12 protein-coding genes are annotated in these 15,627 nt (G+C 42.5%); 8 read left to right on the top strand and 4 right to left on the bottom strand.

Going from position 1 to position 15,627, the window contains the following annotated elements:
- Positions 1-154 precede the first annotated feature (154 nt).
- Positions 155-1,144, top strand: coding sequence for an L-glyceraldehyde 3-phosphate reductase (gene mgrA / locus MUN89_RS04000; RefSeq protein ID WP_244711609.1), 990 nt, complete (start codon positions 155-157; stop codon positions 1,142-1,144).
- 41 nt (positions 1,145-1,185) lie between these two features.
- Here the strand turns inward: mgrA and MUN89_RS03995 are convergent, their stop codons facing one another.
- Positions 1,186-1,485 (bottom strand): hypothetical protein, encoded by a 300-nt coding sequence (locus tag MUN89_RS03995; protein WP_244711607.1) that lies wholly within the window; start codon positions 1,483-1,485, stop codon positions 1,186-1,188.
- Positions 1,486-1,638: 153 nt separating this feature from the next.
- Between MUN89_RS03995 and MUN89_RS03990 the strand changes: the two genes are divergently transcribed.
- The 7 genes from MUN89_RS03990 to MUN89_RS03960 all read left to right on the top strand — a co-directional run bounded on the left by MUN89_RS03990 (position 1,639) and on the right by MUN89_RS03960 (position 10,083).
- Positions 1,639-3,180 carry a spore germination protein gene (locus MUN89_RS03990; protein WP_244711605.1) on the top strand — a complete coding sequence of 514 codons (1,542 nt, stop codon included), beginning with the start codon at positions 1,639-1,641 and terminating at the stop codon, positions 3,178-3,180.
- Positions 3,181-4,383, top strand: coding sequence for a Ger(x)C family spore germination protein (locus MUN89_RS03985; protein WP_244711603.1), 1,203 nt, complete (start codon positions 3,181-3,183; stop codon positions 4,381-4,383). It abuts the gene before it with no gap.
- A gap of 5 nt (positions 4,384-4,388) precedes the next feature.
- On the top strand, positions 4,389-4,616 hold the full coding sequence (locus tag MUN89_RS03980) for a hypothetical protein (RefSeq protein WP_244711601.1): 228 nt from the start codon (positions 4,389-4,391) through the stop codon (positions 4,614-4,616).
- A gap of 25 nt (positions 4,617-4,641) precedes the next feature.
- A complete protein-coding gene (locus MUN89_RS03975) occupies positions 4,642-5,793 on the top strand; it encodes a GerAB/ArcD/ProY family transporter (protein ID WP_244711599.1) in 1,152 nt (383 codons plus the stop codon).
- A gap of 65 nt (positions 5,794-5,858) precedes the next feature.
- The gene (locus tag MUN89_RS03970; RefSeq protein ID WP_244711597.1) at positions 5,859-7,904 is read left to right on the top strand and encodes a molybdopterin-dependent oxidoreductase; all 2,046 of its coding nucleotides are present in this window, start codon (positions 5,859-5,861) and stop codon (positions 7,902-7,904) included.
- Positions 7,905-7,973: 69 nt separating this feature from the next.
- Positions 7,974-8,165 carry a PspC domain-containing protein gene (locus MUN89_RS03965; RefSeq protein ID WP_244711596.1) on the top strand — a complete coding sequence of 64 codons (192 nt, stop codon included), beginning with the start codon at positions 7,974-7,976 and terminating at the stop codon, positions 8,163-8,165.
- A 136-nt stretch (positions 8,166-8,301) separates the two neighbouring features.
- Positions 8,302-10,083, top strand: a complete 1,782-nt coding sequence (locus tag MUN89_RS03960; protein ID WP_244711594.1) for a methyl-accepting chemotaxis protein — start codon at positions 8,302-8,304, stop codon at positions 10,081-10,083.
- Between the two features lie 651 nt (positions 10,084-10,734).
- Here MUN89_RS03960 and MUN89_RS03955 read toward each other — a convergent pair.
- The 3 genes from MUN89_RS03955 to MUN89_RS03945 all read right to left on the bottom strand — a co-directional run bounded on the left by MUN89_RS03955 (position 10,735) and on the right by MUN89_RS03945 (position 15,334).
- Positions 10,735-11,628 carry a vanadium-dependent haloperoxidase gene (locus MUN89_RS03955; RefSeq protein WP_244711592.1) on the bottom strand — a complete coding sequence of 298 codons (894 nt, stop codon included), beginning with the start codon at positions 11,626-11,628 and terminating at the stop codon, positions 10,735-10,737.
- A 171-nt stretch (positions 11,629-11,799) separates the two neighbouring features.
- The gene (locus tag MUN89_RS03950; protein ID WP_244711590.1) at positions 11,800-13,620 is read right to left on the bottom strand and encodes an ABC transporter ATP-binding protein; all 1,821 of its coding nucleotides are present in this window, start codon (positions 13,618-13,620) and stop codon (positions 11,800-11,802) included.
- Complete coding sequence (locus MUN89_RS03945; protein ID WP_244711588.1) at positions 13,613-15,334, bottom strand: ABC transporter ATP-binding protein; 1,722 nt, start codon at positions 15,332-15,334, stop codon at positions 13,613-13,615. The genes MUN89_RS03950 and MUN89_RS03945 overlap by 8 nt, the downstream gene beginning before the upstream one ends.
- Positions 15,335-15,627: the final 293 nt, after the last annotated feature.

The following is a 15,627-nucleotide window of genomic DNA, read 5'->3' as shown; positions in this document are numbered from 1 at the left end:
ACTTTCAGGCATATGACTGTTTAATCGTTTAAACCTTATGTAAGATAATAAATAGACAGAGTTTTCTAACAAAGGAGGTGCTCGTTGATTTAGTTATATCAATGAATCCACTTTTTGAAAAGGCTTTCGAATCAATCATTAAGGAGAGTGACGGATGACTTATCAAGCACATAAAGAAAGATACGATCGGATGCAATACAATCGATGTGGACGATCAGGCCTGCTTTTACCGGCAATTTCATTAGGGCTGTGGCACAATTTCGGGGGAGTAGATACATACGAGAACGGCAGATCCATGCTCAGGCGGGCGTTTGATTTGGGGATCACTCATTTCGACCTTGCCAACAATTACGGTCCCCCGCCAGGATCAGCTGAGGAAATGTTCGGTTCACTGTTAAAAAAAGACTTTGCTCCATACCGGGACGAACTGATTATTTCTTCAAAAGCGGGCTATCGAATGTGGGACGGTCCCTATGGAGAATGGGGATCAAAAAAATACTTAATCGCTAGTCTTGATCAAAGTCTCAAACGCATGGGGCTTGATTATGTGGATATTTTTTATTCCCACCGGCCGGATCCTGACACCCCAATGGAAGAAACGATAGGAGCGCTGGACCAGATCGTGCGTCAGGGAAAAGCTTTGTATGCAGGAATTTCGAGCTATAGTGCCCCCCAGACAAGAGAGGCGGCAGAAATTGCTGAGCGGCTCGGGACACCTATTCTTATCCATCAGCCGAAATATTCGATGTTTGACCGCTGGATAGAGGATGGCCTGCAAGATGCGCTCGAGGAAAACGGAATCGGTTCTATTGCTTTCTGTCCTTTGGCTCAAGGCCTGTTAACGAACAAATACTTGTCCGGAATTCCTGAAAATTCACGAGCTGCAAAATCAACTGGGGCTCTGGATGAAAGTGAAGTAACTCCGGAGGTTGTGCAAAAGCTGCAGCAATTGAATACGATGGCAGCAGATAGAGGTCAGAGCCTTGCCCAAATGGCACTTGCCTGGGCGCTGCACCAGGGCAGGCTGACTTCTGTTTTAATAGGGGCAAGCCGTGTCAGTCAAATCGAAGAAAATGTGGCCGCTCTTGAAAAGCTTGATTTTCAGCGTGATGAGCTGGACGCGATCGAGGATATATTAAATTAACATAAAAATAACCCTGTCCTTTTGGGCAGGGATTCTTTTTCCTATTTGTCTACTCCATCTTCATAGTGTTTCTCCCAGTTTTTGTAGCCTTTATGCTCTATATCTTCCACCGTTTTTTCCAGTTCAGCGAGCATAATCTGTTTCAACTGGTTCATATGCCTGTAAAAATTCCGCTCTTCTTCCCCATCTGGCTTGATGCCGGCTGTGGCATTTAAGGCTGTAACTCTCCGGTGCTCGTTAATTACCTTATTCACCGCTTCAAATACATGCTCGGTGTATTTAGCAAGGTCCTTATGGCGTTCCGGCACACGATCCTGTAATTCCTTCAATCTTTCTTCCATTGTCATCCCCTCATCTCAATAAAAAATTTTCTCTAATGCTATTGTACCACTTCTATGTAAATTTATAAAAAGGCGATTATCTCTGCCTGCCCACCAATTTTCATAAAAACCTTTAAATCGTGCAACCTAACTACAAAGTCTGAGCAGAAGGAGATGAACAGAGTGGCAGGCAAAGAAAAACAATCGAAACAGCCGTTGAAGCTTAAAGTCAGTGAGCCCGTCCCTATATATCCCCGAATCGAAAAAAACCTTGTCTATTTAAAACATATCCTCGGAAACAGCTCAGACTTAGTGCTGCGCACCTTTGCTTTAGGAAAAACTGAATGTGCAGTTTTATTTATTGACGGGATGGTCAACAAAGATACCGTGCATGATTTCATTATGGAAGCTTTAATGCTTGAGCTTCCCGATAAACGTCCAACCATTCGGCACTTATACACGACCATCAAAGATACTTCGCTCCCCATTGGAGAACTGAGCGAAGTCAATTCGATGGATAACCTGCTGCAAAAAGTACTGGCAGGAGAAACGATCCTCCTCGTAGATCACCAGACTCAAGCCTTATCTGCAAGTACAAAAGGCTGGAGAGACCGCGGCGTTCAGGAGACAACATCAGAAAGCGTGATTCGCGGCCCTAAAGAAGCCTTTACAGAAACTTTAAGAACGAACACAGCGTTATTAAGAAGAAAAATCCGCAGTCCTCACTTGCGCATTGATGCTAAAACGGTCGGGGAAGTGACGAATACAGATGTCGCCATCGTGTATGTAGAAGGAATTGCAGAAAAACAAGTCGTCCAAGAAGTTCACAAGCGCATCGATGACATTCGAATAGATGGAGTACTGGAAAGCGGTTACCTGGAAGAATATATTCAAGACGCACAATACTCGCCTTTTCCTACGATTTATTATTCTGAAAAACCAGATGCCATTGCAGGGGGACTGTTAGAAGGACGCATCGCGATTATCACAGATGGGACACCAGACGTTCTGCTTGTGCCTGCTTTATTCGTCAATTTTATGCAATCCAGTGAAGATTATTACCAAAGAGCAGATATCAGTACACTCATTCGTTTATTACGGCTGTTCTGCTTTTCGATCGCTTTATTTATGCCGTCTTTATACATTGCTTTTACAACTTACCACCAGGAAATGATCCCGGCACCTTTATTAGTCAGCTTAGCAGCTCAGCAGGAGGGCGTTCCTTTTCCAGCTTTTGTGGAAGCGATCATTATGGAGGTTACCTTTGAAATCCTCAGGGAAGCCGGGGTCCGTCTACCAAAAAACGTAGGTTCTGCGGTTTCCATCGTCGGTGCCCTCGTAATCGGACAAGCAGCTGTACAAGCGGGACTTGTATCTGCCGCAATGGTTATCGTTGTAGCCTTAACCGCGATCAGCAGTTTTGTTTTTCCAGCTTATAATATGGCGATTTCCATCCGAATTCTTAGGTTTGGCTTTATGATTCTTGCCGCAACCTTTGGACTTTACGGTGTCATATTAGGACTGCTCGCTATGGTCTTACATTTATGCAGCCTGCAGTCGTTTGGAAAAGCGTACATGTCCCCTTTTGCTCCGTTTATACCGAAAGACCAAAAGGATGTGCTCATCCGCTTTCCACACTGGGGCTTACTTTCTCGTCCTAGCAGCATGGTTCAATACAATGAAAAACGGACGAATTCAACTTCTAAGGAGAAATAAATGATGTGGAGGAAAAAATGTCAGCTGATATGTATGTTCATCGCTTGTGTGTTCTTATTAACCGGGTGCTGGAACAGCCGGGAGCTTGATGAATTAGCCATTGCTGTCTCACTTGGCATCGATAAAAATGATGATGGCGAGTATATGCTTTCCGTACAGGTTATTAATCCGTCAGAAATCGCCACCGATGCCCCAACAACACGACCGCCGGTGTCTACTTATACGACAACGGGAAAAACATTATTTGAGGCATTCCGTAGGATGACGACTAAATCTCCAAGGCAAATGTACCTCTCCCAGCTGAGACTGCTTATTTTCGGCGATAAAATTGCTGAAGAGGGAGTGATGCAAGCCATGGATTTATTATACCGGGATCATGGATTTCGGACCTCCTTCTACGTGACTGTAGCGAAAAACGCTTCCGTAGAAGACATATTAAGTATTATCACCCCCTATGAAAAGATACCGGCCAATAAAATTATGAACTCCATTGATAATGTTGAAAAAAACTGGGGTGTTTCAAAATCGGTTTCCATTGATGAAGTCATCGCAACGATCCGCAGCAAAGGACAAGATCCGGTGATGTCTGGGATCGTATTTTTAGGTAATGAAGACATCGGAACGAATATTTCAAACGTTGAAAACGTCGATGCACCTACGAAATTAGAGATTAACGGTCTTGCAGTCTTCAAAGGCGACAAATTAACCGGCTGGTTAACAGAAGATGAGAGCCTTGGCTTTAATTATGCAAATGGCAATATGAACAGTTCGATTGTCACCCATCCGTGTGAAAAATCGAGTGGCTCGTTAAGCATCGAAATCCTGAGAAGCCAGGCATCCAAAGACGTCAAAATGGAAAACGGACGTCCAGTCGTTACCATGACTATTGAAACCGAAGGAAACATTGGCGATGTCGATTGTAATATCGATCTAACCAATCCTAAGACTCTGGAGAAAATCAACCGTGAAGTCGAAGGAGAGATTGAAAAAATGGTCAAACAAACGATTAAATCAACACAGGAAAAATACGACAGCGATATTTTCGGCTTTGGCAGTCTGATTAACCGTAAGGAACATAAATATTGGAAATCGGTTGAAAATAATTGGGAGGAAGAATTTAAAAATGTTGAAGTGAAAGTAAAGGCAAAAGCAAAAATCAGACGTTCAGGGAAAATTAATCAGCCATTAGACCGGAAAGGATAATGCTTATGTGGGCAAGTATAGCCATAGTAATGATCGGGGCTGCCATTTTTTATTTTGAATTTCGTTTGCTTAAAAAGAATAAAAGAAAAAAACGGGAAATTTGGTACGTTGCCATCATCCTAGTTCCCTCTACGATCGCAGCCGTAATAGAAAGCCGAGGCTATCAATTAATTAACCCGCTCGATTACATTGAAGCGATTTATTCAACTACTTTATCCTGGATCGGATTATAAACGATGAAAGAAAGAAGGATTACTGATGGACAATCAAACGATCAGCCCCCGCCAGTTTATGTTTCTTGTGATGATGTACACCATAGGCAGTTCCATCCTCATTATTCCCACCCCGGCTACAGCCCAGGCGAAGCAGGACGCGTGGATGTCTGTTATCCTTTCTATACTCATCGGGTTGCTGCTGATGCTCTTCTATAGCAAAATTGGTTCAATGATGAAAGGAAAGACTTTCGTTCAAGGAGTAATAGAGACGTTCGGCGGTTTTTTCGGGCGTATCCTCTGTTTCTTTTACCTTTCATTCATCTATATTCTGGCGGCATTAGTGCTGCGGAATATCGGCGATTTTATGACGACACAAATCATTCCGGATACACCGCTGCAGTTTACACATATCCTGTTTCTTCTCGTTGTAATTTGGGGAGCTTGGCTTGGAATTGAAGCGATCGGGCGGACCTCTGAAATATTTGTACCATGGATCATCCTGTTATTTTGCTTTTTATTAGCCGCTGTATCTCCGCAAATCAAAGTAGATAATCTTCAGCCTATGCTTGGGGAAGGTTTGACACCTGTTTTAGGGGCTTCAACGGTTGTAATAGGAACTCCGCTATTAGAAATGATCATTTTACTAATGATTTTCCCTTACGTGAAAGAAAGAAAAAAAGCCATTCATGGTTGGCTTCTCGGTGTTTTATTGGGAGGCGGGGTTCTGGTTGCTATCACATTATTGAGTATTCTTGTGCTCGGCAGCGATCTTACGTCCATCAATAATTATCCAAGTTATGTAATTGCAGAGAAAATTAACATTGCAGGTTTTCTAGAAGGTTTGGAAATTATTGTCGCGATTATTTGGATGCTCACCATTTTTTTTAAGCTTACAATCCTTTACTATGCCTGCACCGTAGGAATTGCTCAATTTCTAAAAATGGAGAATCACCGTCCCTTACTGTTTCCGATTGGAATAGGAATCATCGTTCTTTCTATCATTGCTTATCCTAACGTGGCTTACTACGAAACATTCGTAAAAAATACGTGGTTTCCATATGCTTTGACCCATGGTTTAGTCCTTCCTTTATTCGTATGGGCCGGCCTCTCTATTAAAAACCGGATTCGAAAGAAAAACACCCCATCTGAAAATGGGAAACAAAATCAAACAAATGAGAATCAGGCAACTACTTAATCTTATCGCTTGCATCATATGATACCATGAATAAAACTGCGTTAAGGCAAGGGGGTTGCTTATTTATGAATGACTACAAAAATGAACGTAATGGAGTTTTCCCTTCCGTTTGTTCATTGGATTGTCCCGACCAGTGCGGTCTTCTCATCCATAAAGAAAATGGAAAAATCACAAAAGTAGAAGGAGACCCCGGCCACCCCGTAACCCAAGGGAGCATCTGCAATAAAGTCCGTCATATGACAGAACGATTATATGATGAAGAACGACTCACCTGCCCACTTAAGAGAATCGGCAAAAAAGGAGAAGCCCGCTTTCAGCCAGTAACGTGGAAGGAAGCCATTTCAACGATCACTGGTCGTTGGAAGGATCTCAGTAAGAATTACGGTGCTGAAAGCATTTTGCCGCACGGTTTTTACGGGAATATGGGCCGAGTGAATGCAGAAGGGATGGACCGTCGCTTTTTTAATCGCTTAGGGGCCAGTCAATTGGAGCGTACGATCTGCTCTTCAGCAGGAGCTGCAGGATACACCTATACGATGGGCGGCGGGTTTGGTACAGATCCTGAAGAAACGATCCACTCAAAGCTCATCATTTTTTGGGGGATAAACGCGGTTAGTACCAATATGCATCAAGTAGCTCTTGCTCAAAAAGCCAGAAAAAATGGAGCGACCATCGTGACCATCGATGTACATAAAAATAAGACCGGACGCTTTGCAGACTGGTTTATTCCCGTAAAACCGGGAACCGATGCTGCTCTTGCCTTAGGGCTTATGCACGTATTGTTCAGAAAGAATCTGCAGGATGATCAGTTTCTTCATTCCTTCACTAAAGGACACCAAGAGCTGAGGGACCACGTCAAAGATTACCCGCCGGAAAGAGTGTCTGCCATTACTGGAGTTCCTATTGAAGACCTTTACCGCTTAGCGGAGCTTTACGGAGAAACCTCTCCTGCTTTCATTCGAATTGGCAACGGCATTCAGCATCATGATAATGGAGGCATGTGTGTCAGGACCATCGCCTGCCTTCCTGCGATTACCGGTCAGTGGAAACATAAAGGCGGAGGTGCAATTAAATCAAATTTAGGTTACATGCAATTAAATGAATCCGCTCTTCAAGCAGATCATCTTCGGCCAGACCATGAGGTTCGCTCGATTAATATGAATACTTTGGGAAAAGCTTTGTTAAGTGCCGAACCGCCAATTAAATCGTTGTTTATTTATAATAGTAACCCGGCCGTAGTTACTCCAGATACGAATAATGTCGTGAAAGGACTAGAACGGGAGGATTTATTTACTGTTGTCCACGATCTATTTTTAACGGAAAGTGCGCGCTACGCTGATATTGTTCTACCCGCAACATCTTCTTTTGAAAATATGGATTTGTACACATCATACTGGCACCATTACCTTCATCTTCAAGCGCCTGTCATACCTGGTTATGGGCAAAGCAAATCAAATGCTGAGGTTTTTCGTCTGCTGGCAGAAGGTATGGGGTATAAAGAACCTGCTTTGTTTGAAAAGGATGAGGATTTAATCTATTCAGCGTTAAATAACCCGGAGAACCCTTATTTTACGGAGGATTTATGGACAAAGCTCAAAGAAGACCACTTTGCTAAGAGGGAAGGCTCGATGCCTATAGGCCGTTTACCGACACCCAGCGGAAAAATAGAGCTCTACTCTGAAACGATGGAAAAAGACGGACTTCCTCCTCTTCCCACTTATGTTCCAAACCAAACGGAAGAAGGCTATGAATATACCTTCATACCTGGTCCGAATCACAGCTTTCTGAATTCTACTTTCTCAAGTCAGGAAAAACACCAGCAGCTTGAAAAAGAGCCCAAGCTGTTCATTCATAACAAGGACGCAGCGCGGGAAGGCATTGAAAGTGGAGATTCGGTAATTGTCTGGAATGATCGTGGAATGTGTGAGCTCCCTGCAGATGTCGGTGATCATGTATTGGAAGGAGTTCTCGTATGCCAGGGATTATGGCCGAAAGCGCCGGTCAATGCGCTGACGCCCGATCGGATAGCAGATATGGGTGGAGGTGCCGTATTTTTTTCCGGAAAAGTAAACATAAAAAGCAAAGAGAACGGGAATAGCCCAAAAAAGTGACATACACGCTGCCTTTGGGGACTACAATTTCCTAAGTAAACAAAGGGCATGTAAAGGAGTGTTTATTTTATGAAAAAGCTTTATAAGTCAACGAGCAACCACCAGCTTACAGGAGTGCTGGGAGGAATCAGCGAGCTGTATAATCTTGATGCAAGCCTCCTCCGAATCATATTTGTTCTCTCTGTTATTGTAACAAGCGGCTTCACACTGCTTGTTTATATTGCAGCGGCGATCATTATGCCAACAGATAAAGAATTATAAAAAACACACGTCCAGCACGTGTGTTTTTTACTTGCCGTAAAATTTAACAAAAATATCATGTATCTTTACTTCCCCTTAACAGGAATTTGGTAGCATATGTACGGGACTTAGTAACTACAAACAAGGGGGAGACTTCATGATCAATGCCATAATCAATCGGTTAAAAGGAAGCATAACAAACCTGCCGCGTCTTAATAATGCAAAATACCTAAACCAACTTAAGCTATTCACTAAGCTGAACCTAAAGAAGAAGGTACTGCTTATGTTTTTACCTATTCTGCTTGTTTCAACGTTGAGTTTTCTATTAATTATTTATCAGATCCAATCTCTTAAAGAAGATGTGAATGCCTTAAAAAGCAGTTCGAATTATATTTCGCAGCTGTCTAATATTCAGTCCTTTTTCCAAAAGGAGACCCTTTTGCTAAACCGGTTTGCGATTAACCAGGATGATTCGTTTGTCAACGAGTATAAGAGTGCTGAAAAGGAATTTGAACAGCTGATTTCTGCTCTGGAATCGAATCCACTCGCCAAGTCACAGGCCTCCTACATAAACAGTATTAAAACAAACCATGAAGAAATGAAGACAATTATTTTAACTGGATTAATTCCTCAAATCATTACCTATAACCAGAGTGGAATGGAAGAGTCCCAACAAGAGCTTGAAAACAAATCCAATGCTATCTTCGCTGACTTCAGTAAAATGATTGAGGAAACGAAAAATCAAAACGACGCCATCGAGCTAAGTTCATCTGGAAGCTTTCAGAAGGTTATTGTTTCTTCGATTCTTTCATCACTTATTCTCATTGCTTCTCTAGGTCTTTTGTATTGGTTTTTTTCTAAAATGATTGTGAAACCTATTATCCAGCTGTCTGCATTAACTGACCGTATTTCAGAAGGAGATTTAGGTTCAGAAAAGGTCAAAATCAGCTCGAAAGATGAGATTGGAAGTTTGCAGAATTCTTTAAACTCAATGATAGACCATTTAAAGGAAATCATTCAGCAATCGCACGAAACAGCTAATCACGTGTCTCATTTTTCAGCAGAACTTAACAAAGGTGCAGAGGAAATCTATCGGTCTACTTCCCACGTTTCAACTGCAATTGAACAAGTCAATGAAGGTGTAGAACAGCAGCTTTCGCAAAATGAAAAGAATCATGAAAAATTCCATAGGATATTAGCAGAAGTGGAACAGATTAAAGACAAGTCGAATTTCGTTTTTGAACAATCCAGCTTGGCAACAGACGAAGCTGAAGACGGAAATTCTTTAATCGTTACGACTGACAATGACATGAATGAAATTTCCCAATCGGTACAGAAATTTTCTGAAGTTATTCAAGAGCTGGAAAAACGATCGAATGAAATCTCTTCCTTTGTGGAAATTATCAATAAAATATCTAAGCAGACTAATTTACTAGCGTTAAATGCCACGATTGAAGCAAGCCGGGCAGGAGTACATGGAAAAGGTTTTTCAGTAGTCGCAAATGAGGTGAAGGATTTAGCGGAGAAGTCAAGACTGTCTGCAGAAGAAATTACAGAAGTAATCGGATCCATTCAGAATGATGTTCAACAATCCTCAGAACTCATGAGTGTAGTGTTACGTAAAACAGAGCAAGGGATTACCAACATCAATAAATCCGGGAAAAAGTTTGACCAAATCTATGCTTTAATTAAGAATATTACGAGTAATATGAAAGGAGTATCCCACTCCTCAAATGATATCTATACAAACTCTCAGGATGTCCTGTACTCTTTAAAAGAATCCACTTCCAGTGCTAAGGAATCCAAAAGCCAAATGAATCACGTTTCCGCTTCTTCAGGCCAGCAGCTTTCATTTGCAGAGGAGATCTCGCATTCCATTGTACAATTAAACAATTCCTCGCAAGAGCTGGAAAAACTATTAAGCCGTTTTTCAGTCTAATGCTATTGCGGGAAAATGTAACTTTTCTATTTTAAGTTATTTGGAATGATCAATGACCCATTTTATCTAATAAAAAAGCTGTCGACTCCACAGCTTTCAGCTTGTAGAGAAACCTCGTGTTTTCTACAAGTTTCCTTACCGCCAGGAGCGATTGCACCTTCCCATTCCGCGGACGAGCGCCCGAGCTTCCTCGCGAAACCCACGCTCGGCGGTCTCGGCTCACTCGTTCTTCCGCAGGAGTGGAAGGGACCTCGTTCCTTGGTATTCTTTAAAGACAGAAAAAAGACTTCCTTCACCTATCTCACCCTAGCTAGATGGAGGACAATCTTTTTCATGTTCTGACAGGCAGCTGTCATCAGCGCCTGTTCCTTTACTTTTTCTTTTCCACGCAAACAGCAGTAAAGCAGCGCATACAGTTCTTTTTTTCTAACACTAGTTCTTCAATCGTTCCGATTTCCATTTCATGTTGTCGTGCTTTTCTTGATTGAGGCAAAAAATCAAGCTGCTGAGACTTTTCGACAGCCTGAAATCTGTGGACCTCACAGCTTCTTTTGCTTGCTAATAATCAGAAAGGAAGTTGAATTCTGATCATGTAGTCCTTTCTACTTTGCCTTACTCACCCACTAGCCTCGATCTATAAGAAAGGTTCGTTTAGTAAAATAACTTTGGGTCCGGCCAGTCCGTTTCGGATTCTTCGTCGTCTCTTCCCAATAACAGTGACGGACAGTTATCAGGATAATCATAAGGTATGACCTGTTCGTAATCTTCCGGTAATAGCTCAGCATTCCTATACAATTCAAATGGACGGTCTAACGGATGACCATCAGCCCTGTCTTCTTTTAATTGTTCCGTAACAATCCTTCCTATCTGCCTTCCAAGCCTTAGTCCCTGTTCATTGTCGGCTGGAAAGTGAACGCCTGCATAAAGCCTTGAATTCGCACATTCTTCCGCTAGCTGCTGGAGCTTTCTTCTTTCTGCTGGAAAGAAGTAGCTTAATATGACTTCTGCAGCCCCTGCAACAGTAGCATGGCCCGAAGGATAGGTCGGATGGTTTGGTGTGCATAAATACGTAGCAAGATGGCGGTCATACTGATTAGGGCGCGCAACCAGCCATTTATATTTCAAATGCCAGCAAACTACAAAGGCATCATTGATCCCAGCAAATAAGCCAGCCAATATCCGGGCAGCTCGAGGAGCTTCCACGCTATAGGTATCAATCAAACGATCTACTATCGGGATCCACTGTTTTGAAGGTGGTCCAGACCCCCAATAAGCTGCAATTTTCTTTTGACGTTCTGTTAAGTTTTTCAACGTTTTCTGGACTACCTTCAGCTGCTCGCGCCAATCAATCGTTTTAGGATCACGAATCGCTAAGCGGATTGGTCGGCCATCCAGCTTTTCAAAACCATGCCTTTTGCTATGCTTAATAAAATACGTCCGCCAATTCCCAGCCGTTGGTTCTACCCCTCCCGAAATAGTCGGCGGTACACTCTCCCCTGCATAAGGGACATCTGTCCAGCGGATATAATCTCTTTCGCTTGACATCCCTTCACCCCCTTTTACTCTTATCGTATGTTCATCATCTTTAAATGGTTTAGACCTTGTCAGCATTTCAACATAAAAAAACTGGGGAGAATTCTCTCCACAGTTTTCGATAAATAAAGGAGGTACGTATCATCACACCGACAGCCACAAGGATGAGTCACTTTTATGTGTTTACATCGTAGCCTCGTTTTCTGCACGTTGGGCTGCTACAAGCTCCGCATAAAAGCCACCTTTCTTAAGAAGCTGCTCATGGCTTCCTTTCTCAACTATTTCCCCTTGACGAAGCACAATGATGATATCGGCCGATCGAATGGTGTTGAGCCGGTGAGCAATTACGAAACTCGTTCTCTTTTTCATCAGCTTTGAAAGTGCGTCGTTAATTTTCATTTCTGTCACTGTGTCAATACTGCTTGTCGCTTCGTCCAGAATTAAAAGCGCAGGGTCTGCAAGCATTGCTCGTGCAATTGATAAAAGCTGTCTCTGTCCATGGCTGACCCCTTTCCCATCAGAATCAAGGACCGTATCATACCCTTGGGTCAGGTTGATAATAAATTCATGAGCATGAGCAGCTTTGGCAGCGTGCTCTACCTCTTCATCCGATGCTTTCAGCCGTCCATATCTTATATTTTCTCTAATTGTTGTATGAAACATGGTGGAGTCCTGGAGAACTACCCCCATCTGGCTCCGCAAGCTGGTTCTTGTGATTTGTTTAATACTTCTGCCATCCACAAGAATTTCTCCTGAGTTGACATCATAGAACCTGGATAATAATGAAATGATCGTCGTTTTCCCTGCTCCTGTCGGTCCTACCAATGCTACGGTCTCCCCTGGTTCAGCGGTAAAGTTAATATGGTTCAGCGTCTCTTGTCCACTCTCATACGAAAAATGTACATCCTTAAATTCTATCTTCCCTTTCATGCCAGTTATCGCTGCCGCTTCAGATTCATCCTCTTTTTCTTCCTTCTCATCAATGATTTGGAAGACACGCTCGGCTCCTGCAACTGCAGAAAGGATCATATTAAACTGGTTTGCAAGATCATTGAGCGGGCGGGTAAATTGCCGCGAATAAGTGGTGAACGTTACGATCACTCCAATAGACACCGCTCCATTCAATGCAAGCAGCCCGCCTGCCCCTACGATGATTGCAAAGCTCACGTTGTTCAGCATATTCATCAGCTTAGGAATAAAACCCGTATAGACCTGAGCCCAATACCCTGACTCTCTTAAAGCATCATTTTTTTCTTCAAAGTCTTCCATAACTCGTTCTTCTCTGGAAAACATGGAAACGATCGTTTGACCAGAAAACATTTCTTCCACGTAACCATTGACGACGCCCAGATTTTTTTGCTGTTCTTTAAAGTAGCGCCCTGTCCGTTTTGTAATCCACTTCATCCCAAAGTACATGCCAGGAACAATTGTAAGCGTCAATAGAGTGAGCAAAGGACTCAGCCAGAGCATGATTACGATCGTACCCGTAATCGTCAAAACGCTCGTCACAAATTGAATGACAGCGTTGTTCAAAGTTCTGCTGACATTATCCACATCGTTAGTCAGTCTGCTCATTAATTCGCCTTGTTGATTTTCTTGAAAAAATAAGATCGGAAGCTTTTGTAAATGTGAGAATAAGTGGCTCCTCATATCAAAGACTGTGTTTTGTGCAATACTAATCATCCAATAATTTTGCAGCCACAAACATACCGCTTGAAAAAAATAAATTCCAAACAAAAACGTAAGCATCTTCCCTAAAGTATCAGCAGCAGGGTCAGCAATGACTTTGTCTACCGTAAGGCCGAGTATGTAGGGCGCTAGAAGCGACAGACCTGAACTGGCAATAATAAATCCAAGAACTATGAAGAACAGCTTCTTTTCACTTGCCATATATGTCCAAATTCGCTTTAAAGTTGAACGGATATCGTCTACTTTCGGAGGCGCCGTTCCGAATCCCTGATGGCGCCTGATTGGCGTACGATTCGTCTTGTTAACTTCAGCCATGGCCGCTCACATCCTCTTTTTGCGATTGGGATTGATAGACTTCTTGATAGGTTTCACTGTTCATCAATAACTCTTCATGACTTCCCCTGGCGATAATTTCCCCTTTTTTAAGTACTAAAATTGTATCGGCTGCTTTTAATGAACTGATTTTTTGAGCGACCATAAATACCGTACACTGCAGTTCTTTTAGTGCTTTTAATAACCGTTCTTCTGTTTGAGCATCCAGGGCACTTGTACTGTCATCCAGGATAAGTATTTTCGGCTCTCTAATTAAAGCCCGCGCTATAGAAATACGCTGTTTCTGTCCTCCGGAAAAGGTCACTCCCTTTTGAGCAAGCCGCGTATCATATCCATTGGGTAAAGTCCTGATAAAGTTATGAATTTGAGCGGCTTTGGCGGCTTGAACAATCTCTTTCTCCGTTGCGTCTTCTTTTCCCCAGGCAATGTTTTCTTTAACACTTCCCGAAAAAAGATGGACTTCCTGAGGGACAAGACTTATTTGTTGTCTTAGTGATTTCACATCAATTTCACTAATCTCCCAATTATCCAAATAAATCTTCCCTGATTTCTTTTCATAAAGACGGGGTATAAGGTTTAAGAGAGCCGTCTTTCCAGCACCTGTTTCGCCTATAATTCCAACGGTATCCCCACCGCTTGCTTCAAAGCTTATCCCTTTAAGTACGTCTACAGAATGGTGGGCAAAGCCTGCCTCTTCGAAACGGATGCTGCCAGAAAGCTTTACATCTTTACCCTGCTTTTCCAAGTAGGCCGGTGTACGTTCTTGAAGTACGTCGCTTAATCTCCCAGCAGAAGCATTTCCGCGGGAAAAAACGAGGATAAGGAAGGTGAATGCTGAGAAGGTGAACATGATCCGCGTAGCGTAATTCACCATAGCAACAACTTCTCCAGGTCTTGCTCCGCCATTTTGCAGTTGGGCTGCACCAGCCCATATCACTACGAGGATGACGATATTCATGCCGAGCATAATTGTAGGCATAGCGAGTTCCATCAGCCATAATGCACGCTTGTTTTTGTCCATTAATGACTCGTTTACCTGCTGGAACCTGGATTCTTCATAAGACCCACGGTTAAACCCTTTAATGAGGCGGATGCCGGTCAAGTTCTCACGGATCACTGTATTCACTCGGTCGAGCTTATTTTGTACATCTTTAAAAAGCCGGATCCCTTTAGACAGCACCCATATTAAAAACAACAGCAAGGCAGGGACAGTAACCACGAGAATTGCTGCAAGCTTCACGTTAATTGAAAAAGCCATCACCATGGCAAAAATAATAAATAATGGAGCTCTCAAAGCAATCCTGACAAACATGAACAGCAGGTTTTGGATCTGGGTCACGTCATTTGTCATTCTAGTAATCAAACCCGGAGTGGAAAAGGACTGAAAGTTTTCATTAGTAAACCTTTGTACTTTTTTAAAGAGATCTCGTCTCAGGTCAAATCCGACTCCCTGACTGGCTTTCGCTGCGAAAAATGAATTCGTAATTCCAGCGGTAAAGGCTAGTAAGGAAAGCCCTATGAGCACGGAGCCCCAAACCGAGACATAAGTAAAGTCCTGATTTAGAATTCCTTCGTCAATGATCCTCCCCATCAGCAGCGGCTGCAGCAATTCAACGGCCAGCTCTACAAGCATGAGCAGCAAAGCGATGACGGCTGGGGATTTATATGTATAAACATAAGATAGAATGGTTCTCACGGATTGTTCCTCCATTGCCTGAAAGTTCCTATAATTATACAGGATATGCAATGGATAGAGAACTAATCCGATTTACGAATATACGCAACTCGAAACAATACAAAAATACGGACTTATTCCAGCTTTCATTTTTTAAATATAGTTTTCTTCCTCCAAAAGTTTTTAGAGCATCAAGCTTTCACATAGAGGCCATAAGAAAGGAGTTAATGAACGTGAATTAATTCATAAAATTACGTTTCTTTCATGTTTTTCTAATTTGTCATTTTTTTATAGTTACAATTTTGTAAGTACTT

It is taken from the genome of Halobacillus salinarum, from assembly GCF_022919095.1.
Taxonomy (GTDB): Bacteria; Bacillota; Bacilli; order Bacillales; family Halobacillaceae; genus Halobacillus_B; species Halobacillus_B salinarum.
The sequence above is the reverse complement of the archived record's forward strand: the minus strand, read 5'-3'. Positions and strand labels throughout refer to the sequence as shown.

What these genes read in the sequence shown, in the direction of transcription:
- mgrA (WP_244711609.1), top strand. Translation starts at nt 155, where the DNA reads ATGACTTATCAAGCACATAAAGAAAGATACGATCGGATGCAATACAAT.
- MUN89_RS03960 (WP_244711594.1), top strand. Translation starts at nt 8,302, where the DNA reads ATGATCAATGCCATAATCAATCGGTTAAAAGGAAGCATAACAAACCTG.
- MUN89_RS03980 (WP_244711601.1), top strand. Translation starts at nt 4,389, where the DNA reads ATGTGGGCAAGTATAGCCATAGTAATGATCGGGGCTGCCATTTTTTAT.
- MUN89_RS03985 (WP_244711603.1), top strand. Translation starts at nt 3,181, where the DNA reads ATGATGTGGAGGAAAAAATGTCAGCTGATATGTATGTTCATCGCTTGT.
- MUN89_RS03995 (WP_244711607.1), bottom strand. Translation starts at nt 1,485, where the DNA reads ATGGAAGAAAGATTGAAGGAATTACAGGATCGTGTGCCGGAACGCCAT.
- MUN89_RS03990 (WP_244711605.1), top strand. Translation starts at nt 1,639, where the DNA reads ATGAACAGAGTGGCAGGCAAAGAAAAACAATCGAAACAGCCGTTGAAG.
- MUN89_RS03975 (WP_244711599.1), top strand. Translation starts at nt 4,642, where the DNA reads ATGGACAATCAAACGATCAGCCCCCGCCAGTTTATGTTTCTTGTGATG.
- MUN89_RS03950 (WP_244711590.1), bottom strand. Translation starts at nt 13,620, where the DNA reads ATGGCTGAAGTTAACAAGACGAATCGTACGCCAATCAGGCGCCATCAG.
- MUN89_RS03965 (WP_244711596.1), top strand. Translation starts at nt 7,974, where the DNA reads ATGAAAAAGCTTTATAAGTCAACGAGCAACCACCAGCTTACAGGAGTG.
- MUN89_RS03955 (WP_244711592.1), bottom strand. Translation starts at nt 11,628, where the DNA reads ATGTCAAGCGAAAGAGATTATATCCGCTGGACAGATGTCCCTTATGCA.
- MUN89_RS03970 (WP_244711597.1), top strand. Translation starts at nt 5,859, where the DNA reads ATGAATGACTACAAAAATGAACGTAATGGAGTTTTCCCTTCCGTTTGT.